Source organism: uncultured Methanobrevibacter sp., from assembly GCF_947169325.1.
Classification (GTDB): Archaea; Methanobacteriota; Methanobacteria; order Methanobacteriales; family Methanobacteriaceae; genus Methanocatella.
On record NZ_CAMVPN010000071.1, the window covers coordinates 1 to 14,323 of the forward strand.

Sequence of the window (14,323 nt, forward strand, 5' to 3'; positions counted from 1 at the left end):
AACTTTTTCTGAAAGTAGATTTGGTTCTTTGACCTCTAACAGGTAAACCAACTTCGTGTCTTCTACCTTTGTAACTTCTGGTCTTTTTCATTCTGTTCAAATCATCCCTTAAGGTCATGTCAAGATCAGATTCGATTAAGTGAATGTCTTCACCAGTGACATAGTCTTCCCTACGGTTTAACATCCATGCAGGAATGTCAAATTTCTGTGGGTTTTCCAAAATTTCTTCAATTTTTAAAACATCTTCGTCAGCAATGTATCCAATTTTAGAGTCTAAATCTAAGTCTAAAGTACGGCACATAGTTTTAGATAAAGATATTCCAACACCTTTAATGTCAGTTAAAGCGTGCTCGATGGTTTTGTTACCATCTACATCCTTTCTTGAAATACGCACTAAATGCTTAAAATCGTCTTCCATTAAATAACCTCCGTTTATAGAGCGAACCTACGAGACGTAAAATATAGATTCGAATGTTTTGAATTTCAAAACACAGTTCTTTCAACAATTTAAAACTTAGTTCATGCAAACTAAGAGTGCAAAAAAATATCAGTTTAACAAGTATTTTAATAGTGAAAATAAATTAAAAAACTAAGTTAAAAACTAATAAACGCCGAGACTGGGATTTGAACCCAGGAGGGCTGAACGCCCACGAGATTTCCAGTCTCGCGCCTTACCAGGCTAGACTATCTCGGCATAATAGTAGTCTGCAATACTTGCACATCATATTGACTAGTACAATATGATAAAATAATATATAACCTTACCCATATATAAAGTTATTGCTTAAATGAGATTTTTTTTGAAAAAATAATCCTTTTTGATATTATAGTATAATACTAAAAGTTTTACCCATTTGTTTATATATTTTCGGTAGGAATCTGTATTTTTATGATGTTGGGAATAGTTTTCAAATGCTCTTGGAAAAATGATAAGTTATATAGAGTTAATATTATTCTTTGTAGTTTCAATTTGAAAAAGTATGGCTTTGAACATTTGATTCTATTGCTTTAGGGACATATTTTTTTAGATTTGATATGCATTTTGGAGAGGTGTGGTTTTTTATGGTTAAGGTTGTTAAGAAGGGTTTGGTGTTGGAGCTTCTTCCGGATGATGAGATGGCAGGTATTTTGGAGCAGAATATGGGAAATGCTCGTTTTATATGGAATCAGCTTCTTTCCCAGTATAATCGTTTGCGTAAACAATTTCAGTTTCATGGTTATCCTTTAAATGCGAATATAAGGAATTTTAATATGATGTTGAAGATGTTGAAGGTGGAATTTCCATTTTTGCGTGAGGGTGAGTCCACAAGCCAGCAGCAGGTTTTCCGTGACCAAGTACAAGCATTTAACAGGTTCTTTAAATATGGCAATGGTTATCCCAAGTTTAAATCCAGAAGAAATCCTAAACAATCTTTCAGGATACAAAAAAACGGAAACAACATTCGTGTTACAAATAAAAGAATACGTTTAGCAAAAATAGGTTATGTACACTACCATACCAGTAAAGAGTACCGTAAACTCCTGAAAAATTCAAAAATTAACAATGTAACTGTTAAAAGAGAAAACGGAAAATACTACGCAGTAGTTAACATAACCACAAACGTTGAAGAACTGGAAAAAACCGGTGAAAATATTGGTATTGATTTAGGATTCAAAAAACTAGCAATACTCTCCAACGGCAAAGAAATAGAACAACTGGACATAAAAAAAGAGGAGGAAATGATTAAAAAATACCAGAAAAAATTATCAAGAAAAGAATACATGAGTGAAAACTACAAAAAAGTACTAAAAACATACCATAAATGGCTAAACAAAAGAAACAACAAAATCAAAGACAAATACCACAAAATAAGCAAAAAACTAGTAACAAACTACGACATAATATCAATGGAAAATCTAAACGTCAAAGGAATGTTTAAAAACAAAAAATGGTCACCAAAATTACAAAGAATAAACCTGTACAAACTAGTACGGATGATCAAATACAAAGCCGAATGGTACGGAAAAAAATTCGTACAAATCAATCGATTTTATCCTTCCAGCCAAACATGCAACCGTTGCGGATACCAATACAAAGATTTAACACTAGAAATGCGCAAATGGACCTGTCCACTCTGTGGAATAACACACCACAGAGACATCAACGCAGCAAAAAACATACTAAAAGAAGGAAAAAAATTAATATCATAAATAAAAATAAATATATTTTATAATTATGAACCCGTAAGACAACGGGGGATAGCTTGGTAAATTCTTATGCTCACAAGAGCATAACTGCCCAAGAATATTTTTTACAAAAAGAGTACAAACATTAAGTAAAAGTCTAAGGTGATAAAATGTTAATGTGGATAATTGTAATAATTTTAATAATTTTCGTAGTGGTTACAATAGTACATTTATACAACAATCTGGTAGATCTCAGAAACCGAGTGAAAAACAGCTACTCACAAATCGAAGTTCAACTCAAAAGAAGAAACGATTTGATTCCAAACCTCGTGGAAACAGTAAAAGGCTATGCAAGCCATGAAAAGGAAGTCTTTGAAAAGGTAACAGCAGCCAGAAGCAGTGTCATGAACGCATCAAACATTGCTGAGGCAAGCGCTGCTGACAACCAGCTGACAGGAGCATTGAAATCACTCTTTGCGGTTGCTGAAAACTACCCTGAACTCAAAGCAAATTCCAATTTCCAGCAGCTTCAAAGCGAACTGACTGAAACCGAAGACAAGATTTCATATTCAAGACAGTTCTACAACGACGTTGTCTTAAAATACAACAATGCATGCCAACAATTCCCAAGCAGCATCTTTGCAAGGATGTTCGGATTTAAGGAAGCTGACTTTTTCCAAGCTCCAGAAAGTGAAATGGAAGTTCCTGAAGTTAAATTTTAAGTCCGGTGCAATTATATGAATGTTAAAAAGACATTTTGTATAATTTTATTATTGGTCGTGCTGTTTTCAGCGATAGCAGTCGTGTCTGCAGACGATGACAAGAGCTATACCATCAATCAGGCATTTCTTGAACTGACAGTTGAAAGTAACGGCCTGCTTCATGTAGATGAAATATATGATTATACATTCCAGGGAACATTTAACGGAGTATACCGTGACATCCCCCTAAAGGAAGGGGAAAGCATAGACAACATTAACGTCACGGCCACAGGAGCATATCCTGTTTTGAAGGAAAGTGACGAAGACGGAAAGAAGCATCTGAAAATCTATCTCTATGCCGATGAGGAGCATACCCAAAAGATATCCGACTGTGAAGTGTATGTCTACATCAGCTATGACATGAAAAACACAGTTACACTCTTCAATGATGTCGGAGGACTCCAGTACAAACTTTGGGGAGATGATTGGGATGTCGGATGCGATGCTGTAAGCGCAATCGTGCACCTTCCTGGAAATTCAAGCAACGAATATTACCTGAATCCGCAGGAATACAACTCCACAAGCTACATCTCAGGAAATACAATAACACTGACCTCAACACCAATACCTAAAGGGGAATTCTATGAGCTGCTCGTGCTTATGCCTATAACCGATTTCGATAATGCGACCTATGCAAAGCATGTAAATGAAAACGGCAGGGAAAACATAATCCATAATCTGGACAGCAGCGTCAACGGAAGGACATTCTGGAACACATCCTACATCGTGCTTGGACTCCTGTCCCTAATCAGCCCGATTGTTGGTGGACTGGTCTATCTCAGATACGGCAGAGAGCCTAAAGTGGACTATGACGGCATCTATGAAAGGGAACTGCCTACAAATGACCCTCCAGCAGTCGTCAATGCACTGATTGACAACTCATATGACATAGGAACACCCAACATGAAAGGATTCGAGGCCACAATACTGAACCTAATCGATAAAAAAGTCATCAAACTCATAACAAAAACAGATGAAAACACCGACATGAACGAGCTCTTCTTAAAACTGGACCGGAACAGTGACGTCAATCTGGCCATCCATGAACATACCGTCATGGACATACTTGCCATGTTTGCAGATGACGAAAACATCGTCAACCTTTCAGGACTGAATGCCGATTTGTCATATGAATCCAACGCCAAACTCTTCATGGAGGAATTTCAGGTATGGCAGCAGGACGTGAAACATGAATATCTGGACAGCGAGAATCTCAAAAATTATTTCAATGCCAAAGGATCCAAATTCATGAAGAAACTTTCCATTTTAGGACTGATTGTCGGAATAATCATTTTCATATTAGGACTGTTCACAAATCTTCCGAACGGAGTCTTTGCCATAGGTGGTGGAATCGTTCTTGCAATATTCTCATTTATTGTTATAATGCTTCCGGAAGACATATTCGGACAATGGACCAGAATGGGAAGAGAATACTATCTCAAATGGAAAAACTTCAAGAAATTCCTAGAGGACAACAGTTTAATTAACGAACACCCTCCAGAATCAGTAGTCGTTTGGAAAAAGTACCTGATTTACGGTACTGCCCTTGGAGTTGCCGATAATGTCTACAAAGCCATGAAACTTCAAGAGAAAAACATTTCAGACTATGATGACGACATATTCCTCTACCACCACTACGGAGGATATTATATGATGCATCATGCGTTTGAAACCGGCCAAACAGCTGCAAATCCTTCTTCATCCGATGCAGGCGGTTTCGGAGGCCTCGGAGGAGGATCTGGTGGAGGGGGTGGAGGAGCATTTTAGCTTCTTCATTTCATTTCTTTTTTAAAAAATCCACATTAACGACCGTCATTTTCAAAATCAAAGCGAAATTCTTAAAGCATTTGATATATATCCCCAAATCAAATCAAAACAGAAAATGCAAAACGTTAATGTTAATGTGAAAAACAACACACAAAAAACAAACCCCACATCAACAACACCAATTTAAAAACACAAACGTTAATGTAAAACCACATTACCACCAGACATCAAAAACACCAACGTTAATGTGAAAACGACATTAACGACGGCAATTTCAAAAAAAACAAACCTAAAAACTGAAAGCATTTGATATATATATCCCCAAATAAAATCAGCACCAAAAATGTGAAACGTTAATGTTAATGTGAAAAACAACACACAAAAAACAAACCCCACATCAACAACACCAATTTAAAAACACAAACGTTAATGTAAAACCCACATACCAACAGACATCAAAAACACGAATGCTAATGTGAAAACGACATTACCACCAGACATCAGGCAGATGAAACTGCAAAACTAAAATGTGTTGATATATCAGCAATGAGAACAAAACAACATTTGGTTACAACAAATTAATCTAAACGAAAAATTCCATTAAAATAATCAATGACAACAAAGCAAATACCAATTTAAAAATAGCTACATTCAAAATTATTTAATGGTAATCTTGACCTTTTTGCTTACAGGTTTGTATATGCTGCTTCCGGCATATTTTACAGTGGCACTATATGTTCCCTTTTTGGTTAACTTGGTCAGTTTGAAGATGGCCTGGCCTTTAGAGTTTGTTTTGACGGAATAGGTTTTCTTATTTACGGTGATTGTCACTTTAGTGCTTTTCATGACCACCTTCTTATTGTTTTTTAATGTAACAGTGTATTTTTTAGTCTTATCCTTAAGTTTGAGTGTGGCTTTAGCAGCCGTTAATTTCGGAGTCAGCTTATTGACAGTCACTTTTGCCACAGCAGTGGATTTCATATATGTATCACTTCCGCTGTAGGTTATTTCTGCAGAATAGGTTCCCGGAGCAAGTGACTTAGTTGCAACCATTATCTGACCGTTTTCATCAGTGGTATATGATTTTGTCGCACCATTGAGCTTGACACTTATTTTTGCATATTTGATGACCTTTCCAGCTGAATCGTGCAGGTTGATAATCAGCAGTTTTCCCGCCCGGTAATTGGTGACCACATTAGCTGCATAGATGAATGAGGATTTCTTGATGGTTATTGACACCTTAACTGAATCCACTTCAAACAAATCTGCATCGTCGACAGTGATTACTGCCTTGTACTTGCCTGCCGCCAAATTGATAAACCAGTTATAACCCACTTCTGATATTTCGGTTTTAATCAGCTTGTTTTTGGAGTTGTACAGCTTGATTGTTGCGTTGACTCCTGTGACCGGATAGTTCGGATTGTCATACATCTTGATGTTAATGTCACCACCGAAACCTTCAATTCCTGTGAAATCTGAAACATATATCTTGAATTCCGGAAGATTACCGACACATTCAACAGTATCTGCAACATATGAGTTGTATCTGACTCCACCGGTAACCTTTGCGACATTGTTTCTGAATGTACATTTTGAAGCTGAACCCAAAGCAAGGGCACCACCATATTTTGCAGTGTTTTTTGAAAACAGACATCCGATGGCCGCAGTTTCATATATTGCACCACCATATTCATCGGCAGTGTTGCTTATGAACGTAGATGCATAAACATACATTGATCCACCGGTAGAACCCCATACCGCGCCTCCGTTAACCGCATGGTTGTATCTGAAATCAGAGGAATCTGATCCTCCTTCATTAACAGCCCCTCCATGACTGGTAGCAGTATTGTTGTAGAATTTGCATGAATCAGAATAACCATTGGATATTGCCCCTCCGTTTACTGCTGAGTTGAACATGAAAATTGAGTTCTTAGCAGAATTCTGATACATTGCACCTCCATTGATTGCAGTGTTGTATGTGAAGTTGCATGTTACAGCATAGGTTTCCATGATTGCTCCACCATTGGAAACAGCTTTGTTGCTGTCAAAAATGCAGGAAACTGCAGAACCTGAAAACTTGGCTCCTCCCTGATGGGCCTGGTTATTTTTGAAGATGCAGTCATATGCATCTCCTCCATACATTGCACCACCATCATCAGCAGTGTTTTCCTCGAATATGCAGTTTTGAGCGGAATACGATTCCCCACCCAATGCACCACCATTAGGAGCTGAATTACGTGTAAAATTACACTTAAGCACATATGCATTAAACACTGCTCCCGCATGAGATTTTGCAGTGTTTCCTGTGAAAACAGAATATCCTACGGAATTGCCGTACATGGCCCCACCATACAATCCTGCAGTATTATTTATGAATCTTGAAACAGTTGCATAAGTGTCATATAACGCTCCACCCTGCTCTGCTGAATTGGCAATGAATGTGCAGTCCTCAATACTTCCCTTATAGACTGCACCTCCCCAGCGACCTGCGGAATTTTGCCTGAAAGTGGAGCTTTGGGCAAATCCTCCAACCATTGCACCGCCCATTTTATCTGCGTGATTGTTTATGAACGAACATCCGGAAACATAATAGTTGATTCCGGTGATTGCAGAACCGCTGTCGGCATTGGCATTAATGAAAAAGACATTGTAGAAGTTCACATAACTTGTCACATTGAATATTCTTGCCTGATTGTTCGCATCGATAGTATGGCCGTTACCATAAATACTGATGGATCTGTTGATGAGAATACCGTCAGTCAAAGCGGAATCCGTGGAGATTGAGAATTTATAATCGTTGTCAAGATTGATTCTTGTATTGGAATTGTCATTAATCAACCTATCTAACTCGGCAAACGTTTTTTGGCTGTCCGATAAAACGTCCGATTCGTTTATAGCACTAGCTAAATAATCAGTATTTTCATCACTTGTAACGTTATCGGATGCGCTAACAAAGGAGACAGACAGAATCGCTACAAGCAATATTGAAATCAAAATGACCTTTTTATTTAGCAAAGTTTCGAAACTCCTACATTTTGTATTGATATTTATTTATGAAAAAAAGAGTATATATTATTTACTACAAAAAAAGAAAAATAAAAAGAGAAAAGACATGAAAATAAATCAAATCTGTCTTTTAAATCAAATGACTCTTGAAAAATGCCTAAAATATATCTTGAAATAAGATATCTTAAAAAAAAAGTTGAAAAAAGTTTATTTGGAAAAATAAACTTTTTAATTAATGCAATGTAAAAACCTTCAATAATGACATACATTCAACTGTCATTATTTTGTGGGATGAATGGAATTATCGCTTCGGCCAATTTGGATATCGGCATGGTTTGTATCCATACTTTTCCAGGTCCAGTCACTCTTGAGAAGAACAGTCCTTCACCGAAGAGTATGTTTTTAGCGCCTTTTACCCTTTCAATGTCAAAGTCAACTGTCTCTTCCATTGCTGCAACATGTCCCGGATCGACCAATAACTTTTCTCCAGGAGCCAAATCCTTTTCAATGACTTCCCCGTCGATTTCCAGAAATACCATACCTGTTCCTGAGAATTTTTGAAGAATGAAACCTTCACCACCGAAGATTCCACTTCCTAACTTGTTTCTGAAGTGGATGTCAACATCAACGCTATTTTCAGCAGCTAGAAACGCATTTTTCTGACCGATGATTGTGTTTGATCCGTCCAATCTGATAGGCATGATTTTTCCAGGAGTGCATGCTGAAAATGCAACCTGTTCACCGTCATTTTGTGCAGTGAAGAAGTTTAAAAATATAGTATCTCCAGACAATGCTCTTCCAAGACCTTTCAGAAGTCCTCCTCCGGTATTGGTATCCATGTTCATGCCTGAAGTCATGTATGCCATTGCCCCTGTTTCGTTTTTCATGGTTTCCCCTTGTTGTAATGTGCAGATTACAACAGGAAATGAACCGCCAGTAATTTCATATTCCATTAAATATCACCTAATTAAGTTGTATATTTAAGATTATAATTTAATGATAAATAAACATTTTTAAATCATTTTTACGGATTCGCCTTTTAAGATAAGCATTCTAAAAATAGTAATAATTTTAAATAGGATTTCCTTGAAAAGATAATAATTACGGTTATCATTTATGATTATCTCCAAAATACGGCACTGTATGAAACCATGAAAAACCTACAGTCAAAGGAAAAAGCAGAATTATTTAAACATCAATTTACTAACTAATACTATGAAAATTACAGAAGACGGATTTGTCAACAGAAACAAAAAGATAATATTGATTGCAGTGGCCATCATGCTTGTCAGCGCCCTTGCAGGCGCAGGCATTGCATATTTAAATGCTAACGGCAAATATAATACCATATCAGATGCACTGAGTTCCCAACCAGTGAAAAACGATACTGACGACATGAAAATTAGTGCCGTTGACCTTTTCATCCACAACTTTACTGCAGATCTGTTTACCGTCATTGGAGGAGTATTCTTCTCGATCATCTCAGTAATACTGGTGATATTCAACGGGATTTCTATTGGAATCCTATTTGGAATTGATTTTCCATATGCCATGGTAAGCATTCTGCCTCATGGGGTCATTGAATATTTCGCAGGAGCATTGGCACTTGCAATTGCATTTAAAATAACCCTGCTGGAAATCAAAATCATCAAAAACAGAAATATCAAAAATACCCTCAAAGAGCATAATACGGATTTGAGAGATATGATGACTATTCTAATCGTGATGATTGTCCTTTTGGGAATAGCTGCCATTATCGAAGCACACATTACTCCAATGATAGTGACAGGGTATTTCGGATTATAATATCTGAAACGAATTTCATGCAAAAGTTCATGGCAGGGATTGAAATCCGAACTTTTTAAAATACTAACAAAGGCAAGTGTGCTTGAAAAGAATTTGAAGGAATTCAACAATGCCAACGATTTAAAACATATTGGAGCATGAGTGTTACATCATCTAACACTCCAACTTCCTTTCTTTGTTTTAAATGTTTAATCTTTGAAAAATAGGACAATTATAATTTAAACATTCATTAACTACTGCATAGTCTATTTTTAAGTAAATTTTAAATCATCAAGACATATTCAGAGCAATAATTTACTTCCAGAATCTTGGATAAGTTAAGGGCGGAATCACCCAACTTCCTGAGATTTAAAAAAAAATGAATGAAAAGTAAAAAATTAAAATTTAAAAGAAATCAACATGCCTACTATTGTTGATTCTTTGTTTTATTTGATTTTCTTTTCTATTGTTAGGCCTTTTCATTTCTTCTAAAAAGCTTTTGGTGTCTTTTCCTTTTAATGTTGGTGTTGGTGCTATCGCTTTTGCCATTTGAATTACCTCTTAATCTAATTATTAATATTTTTCATCATGATATTATATAAAATTTTTCCAAATTCATATTCTTTTTAAATCTTTATACAGTGGAACTGTTAAATAAGGATTTCTTTCGGCACTGCGCCTTAATTTTTTCTCATTATGAATTTTTAGATGGTTAAATTCATTTTTATAATAAAAACCACGAACATTACAATATGCATCAACAGTAATGAAACGAACGCCCAGTATATCAGAAATCCTTTTAATTTGATAACAGGTATTATCCAAAAGTACTGTACCTAACCCCAATGAATTATACTTTTCGTTTACAGCTAGCCTACCTATTTTTACAGCAGGACATGTGCTATAAGGCAAGTCATATTCATTTTCAATATCTTTCAATTTGATGATATCTGAAAGTAAAGAGAAAAATCCTATAATTTCTTCATGATACTTGGCAAGATAAGTAACATTCAAGTTATCCTCTTGCTGGTCCAATGCATCATTTTTAAAAAGTCATCCATATCATCCAATCCACATGAAAAATCATTTAAATCATGTTTTTCATTTAATTTAACAATATAATAATTATTTTTAATATCTTCAATATACATGGTTGTTAAATATGATTTAAGAAATATATAAAGCTTGTTGAAGCCATTACGTAAAATTGCTCTCAGAAAAACATGATATATAAACTTTACTATTATTATTCTTTAAAAAAAGCAATATTCCACTATGGATTAAAAAAAGAAAAGTGTAAGTAGATTGGAAAATCTACTTAATTGTAATTTTAACGTTTACTGATTTTGCCTTGTTATAACATTTGTTGGCTGTGGAGCTGACTGTTGCTGTGTATTTGCCCTTTTTTGTCAGTTTGGTGATTTTGAATGTTGCCTGACCTTTGGCATTGGTGTAGGCATAGTATGTTTTCTTGTTGACTTTAACGGCAACTTTAACCTTTTGGTTGACATTCAATTTTACAGTGTACTTTTTGGTTTTGACTGATTTTTTGAATGTCTTTGCCTTGGCTGTTATTTTTGGACACATCAGGTTATTGTCACCATTATAGCTTGCAATTGCGGTGTAATTGCCAGGAACCAAATCATCAAGTGTTAATGTGGCCTTGCCACTTTTAATTGCTGCAGTCTTATTTTCACCGTTGATGCTTAAAATCACATTATCAGTAGCGCTCGCAGGTGTTAATATAGCAGTTAAAGTGGATACCCCATTGCTTTGAGCTGCGGCCAAACTAACTGCAGAACTTGCCTTATTAATCACCAAGTTAAACTGTTTTTGCTCATTATTAACAGTGTTTATGGTAGTTACAGTATAATTACCCGCATCCAAATCAATATTAGCAGTTGCAACACCATCAACAATTTTTGCAGGATAAACAACATTGCCAACTTTAAAATCAATTTTAAGATCAGGAATTAAATAATCCTCATCAACAATGGCATTAACTTTAGTTTTCAAATATTCCCCAATAACATCATTAACTGCCATGGTTGATTTAACACTTATTCTTGAAGTGATTGAAACTTTATCATAACTTGAAGTTACATTATAATTTCCAACAGGCAAATTTAAATCAATCCCTGCCCAACCAACATTATCGGTTTTAATAGTATAATTTTTACCATTAACACTTATTTTAACATTAACATTAGGCACTACAACATAATCATTGGTTATTATAACATAAAACACCAAAGAATTGCCGTAATATCCTGTTATATTCTCCGCTTTAATTCTAATATACTTAAATTTGCAATCTTGTTTTGTAATGTTTCCATATACATCCTTACCAAAGGATGCTTTATTATCAATAAAAATACACTTAATTGCTTTTGATTTATATTCATTATACATTGCACCGCCAGATAGAGCATAATTACCCTCAAAAGTACAATTCACAGCATCACCACCGCAAATAGCACCACCATTTGCTCCTGCAGAATTATTGACAAACGTACAATTCACAATATTGCAACCATTATAACTATAATAAATTGCACCTCCAGATCCTCCCGCAGAATTATTGATAAAAGTACAATTTACAGCATTACAATTACCATAATTAAAATTAATTGCGCCTCCATCGTTATTAACATGATTATCAATAAAAGTAGAATTTATAATATCCCCTGGATTTTAACTACACCAGAAGACCTTAAATTATTACTGAAAATACAATTTTTGACATATCCTCCCCCAGAGATTGCGCCTAAACCATCATCATTTGAATTATTGATAAAAATACAACCAATTGCATTACAACCACTAATTGCACAAAGGTGTTGTTAATAAAAGTACAATTGAGACATGAATTTATTGGATTATCGTAATCAATACCATTATTATGAGAAAGAGATGATGAACTGCTCGTTTATTATTTATTAAATGTACATCCATTGCATTGAAACTCATAAGATTGCGAATATAAAGAATTAATACTATAACTCTCACTATATATTCCATGAAGATTACTATTAACAAATGTCAAATTTGATATTATTACACCATCAGAAAGTATGGAAATAATTTTTGAGGAATTCATTTGAGCATCAAGGATTGCTACTCCTTTTCCAACAATGTTCAATTTTTTATCAACATTAATAACCTTACCATTTCCAGTATAATTCCCTGAAAGTTCAATTATATCTCCAGAGACAGAATTATCGATTGCAATTTGAATATCATCAAATGTATTGCCCTCCACAACATGTGTTGTTGATACAATATCTTCTTGAACTATTTCTAAATCATCATCCATGACTACTTCACTTACAAAATCACCAGTAGCATTTAAATCACTTGCACTTACAGCAGATATAGCAAGCAAACCTACAAGAAAAAATAGCCATTATCACGAATTTCCTGTTTAACAACTTAATATCCTCCATAAAAATCTAATTTCTAAAATAATTCTTTAAAAATAGATTTAACGATATATATAGATTTCTATTAAGCTATTAAACTAAAAACAGAAGTTTTTAAAAAAAATGGACCCTGTTTACTTCCAGAATCTTGGATAAGTGTCTGGTTTCATCAATACTTTAGAAACATTAACTGCAAAACCAGAATCCGCTTCAAGAATTTCATTTGAAGTCAACAATGAACGGCCGGCACCAACCAATTCCCCTTTTAGAGTCTCGATTGCTACAATATCGTTCTTTTGAATGTTGTCTGCCAGACTGGAAATTCCACCACAAGCAAGGTCTGCACCATGGCAAACCGCATCCACTGCTGAATCCTTGATTACGATTTTCGGAAGGTAATCTGCGGCCCTTTCCATCGGCATTATTGCATCACGAAGGAATGATTCATCACCGTCTTCCTTCCAGAAATGATATGCGTCAGTTACATCCTGAAGTGTAACCAGATGATTTTTCTCATTGAAAGAACCTACCTGTGTCCTTCTGAGTTCTGCCATATGCGCTCCGACACCCAATGCCTCACCGATATTGTGGCAGTAGGTTCTCACATATGTTCCCGCTTCACAGCCTATTCTAAAAAGCACATCTCTTCCTTCAATTTCATAGATTGTGGAATAGTAGATGTTACGGGTTCTCATTTCACGCTTTACGGCGGACTTGACAGGAGGCAACTGGAAAATCTTGCCGGTGAATTCAGCAAAGACTTCGCGGATTCTATCCTCATCAACGTCCTGATGGAATGTCAAAAGGCACACATACTCCTTTGGAGCTGTCAAAAGCAGTTGTATTGCACGGGTAGCATCATCCAAACCTACCGGAAGAATTCCTGTAACCTTCGGATCAAGTGTACCACCGTGGCCTGATTTTTCCAAGTTTAAAATGCGTTTAACCCAGGAGTCTATTTCATGAGATGTCGGACCTGATGGCTTATCCAAGTTAATTACGCCTTTGGAAATGTATTCTTCAATTTCACGTTCTTCAGGCTTGCATCCGAATTCCGGATTTGTAAAGCTCTTGGATTTTGTAACCATGTCAAACTTCATGAAAAAAACCTTAAAAAAAATAGTAAATAAAAAAAAGTATGAATAATATTTTCAATTATTCATTTTTGAATCTATAAGTCAGCTAAAGCTGCTTTAATAGAGTCAATGTCACCGGAAACGTCGATAGTTTCTTCGGTTGGTTCTAAGTGAGCAATGTTACATCTTCTGTTTTTGACTGCTTCACCAACAACTTCCACAAAGTTTTCATCGATAATTTCAACGATTGCACATTTTTCGCCAGCTTCTCTACCGGCGATTTTTACACATACTCTACCTACTTCGATTGATGCCATTTATATCACCTTTAATGTTTGAA

The 14,323-nt window shown here is 35.5% G+C and carries 14 protein-coding genes and 1 tRNA gene; 4 read left to right on the forward strand and 11 right to left on the reverse strand.

Features of this window, described 5'->3' with window-relative positions; translation table 11 throughout:
• A partial coding sequence (locus tag Q0W26_RS09335) for a 30S ribosomal protein S13 (protein ID WP_298524344.1) occupies positions 1–418 on the reverse strand: 418 nt, incomplete at its 3' end.
• Between the two features lie 191 nt (positions 419–609).
• Positions 610–694, reverse strand: a tRNA-Ser gene (locus tag Q0W26_RS09340).
• Between the two features lie 368 nt (positions 695–1,062).
• Between Q0W26_RS09340 and Q0W26_RS09345 the strand changes: the two genes are divergently transcribed.
• The 3 genes from Q0W26_RS09345 (at position 1,063) to Q0W26_RS09355 (ending at position 4,694) form a co-directional block, all read left to right on the forward strand.
• A complete protein-coding gene (locus Q0W26_RS09345; protein WP_298524347.1) occupies positions 1,063–2,190 on the forward strand; it encodes an RNA-guided endonuclease TnpB family protein in 1,128 nt (375 codons plus the stop codon).
• Between the two features lie 146 nt (positions 2,191–2,336).
• Positions 2,337–2,888: a LemA family protein gene (locus tag Q0W26_RS09350; protein WP_298524350.1), complete on the forward strand. Its 552-nt coding sequence runs from the start codon at positions 2,337–2,339 to the stop codon at positions 2,886–2,888.
• A 15-nt stretch (positions 2,889–2,903) separates the two neighbouring features.
• Positions 2,904–4,694, forward strand: a complete 1,791-nt coding sequence (locus Q0W26_RS09355; protein ID WP_298524352.1) for a DUF2207 domain-containing protein — start codon at positions 2,904–2,906, stop codon at positions 4,692–4,694.
• A gap of 657 nt (positions 4,695–5,351) precedes the next feature.
• Here the strand turns inward: Q0W26_RS09355 and Q0W26_RS09360 are convergent.
• Positions 5,352–7,709, reverse strand: a complete 2,358-nt coding sequence (locus Q0W26_RS09360) for a carboxypeptidase-like regulatory domain-containing protein (protein ID WP_298524356.1) — start codon at positions 7,707–7,709, stop codon at positions 5,352–5,354.
• Positions 7,710–7,969: 260 nt separating this feature from the next.
• On the reverse strand, positions 7,970–8,653 hold the full coding sequence (locus Q0W26_RS09365; protein WP_298524358.1) for a TIGR00266 family protein: 684 nt from the start codon (positions 8,651–8,653) through the stop codon (positions 7,970–7,972).
• A gap of 262 nt (positions 8,654–8,915) precedes the next feature.
• Between Q0W26_RS09365 and Q0W26_RS09370 the strand changes: the two genes are divergently transcribed.
• On the forward strand, positions 8,916–9,506 hold the full coding sequence (locus Q0W26_RS09370) for a stage II sporulation protein M (protein ID WP_298524361.1): 591 nt from the start codon (positions 8,916–8,918) through the stop codon (positions 9,504–9,506).
• Between the two features lie 384 nt (positions 9,507–9,890).
• Here Q0W26_RS09370 and Q0W26_RS09375 read toward each other — a convergent pair whose 3' ends face one another.
• From Q0W26_RS09375 to Q0W26_RS09405, 7 genes are all read right to left on the reverse strand, one after another.
• Positions 9,891–10,034, reverse strand: a complete 144-nt coding sequence (locus Q0W26_RS09375) for a hypothetical protein (protein ID WP_298524364.1) — start codon at positions 10,032–10,034, stop codon at positions 9,891–9,893.
• Positions 10,035–10,100: 66 nt separating this feature from the next.
• Complete coding sequence (locus tag Q0W26_RS09380; protein WP_298524367.1) at positions 10,101–10,520, reverse strand: N-acetyltransferase; 420 nt, start codon at positions 10,518–10,520, stop codon at positions 10,101–10,103.
• Positions 10,496–10,636 (reverse strand): hypothetical protein, encoded by a 141-nt coding sequence (locus tag Q0W26_RS09385; protein ID WP_298524371.1) that lies wholly within the window; start codon positions 10,634–10,636, stop codon positions 10,496–10,498. Before Q0W26_RS09385 ends, Q0W26_RS09380 begins: the two co-directional genes overlap by 25 nt.
• A 163-nt stretch (positions 10,637–10,799) precedes the next feature.
• Complete coding sequence (locus tag Q0W26_RS09390) at positions 10,800–12,008, reverse strand: Ig-like domain-containing protein (protein ID WP_298524374.1); 1,209 nt, start codon at positions 12,006–12,008, stop codon at positions 10,800–10,802.
• Between the two features lie 409 nt (positions 12,009–12,417).
• Complete coding sequence (locus tag Q0W26_RS09395) at positions 12,418–12,870, reverse strand: hypothetical protein (protein ID WP_298524377.1); 453 nt, start codon at positions 12,868–12,870, stop codon at positions 12,418–12,420.
• 171 nt (positions 12,871–13,041) lie between these two features.
• Positions 13,042–14,007 carry an RNA-guided pseudouridylation complex pseudouridine synthase subunit Cbf5 gene (locus Q0W26_RS09400; RefSeq protein ID WP_298524379.1) on the reverse strand — a complete coding sequence of 322 codons (966 nt, stop codon included), beginning with the start codon at positions 14,005–14,007 and terminating at the stop codon, positions 13,042–13,044.
• 71 nt (positions 14,008–14,078) lie between these two features.
• On the reverse strand, positions 14,079–14,300 hold the full coding sequence (locus Q0W26_RS09405) for a 50S ribosomal protein L14e (protein ID WP_292808846.1): 222 nt from the start codon (positions 14,298–14,300) through the stop codon (positions 14,079–14,081).
• Between the last annotated feature and the right edge of the window lie 23 nt (positions 14,301–14,323).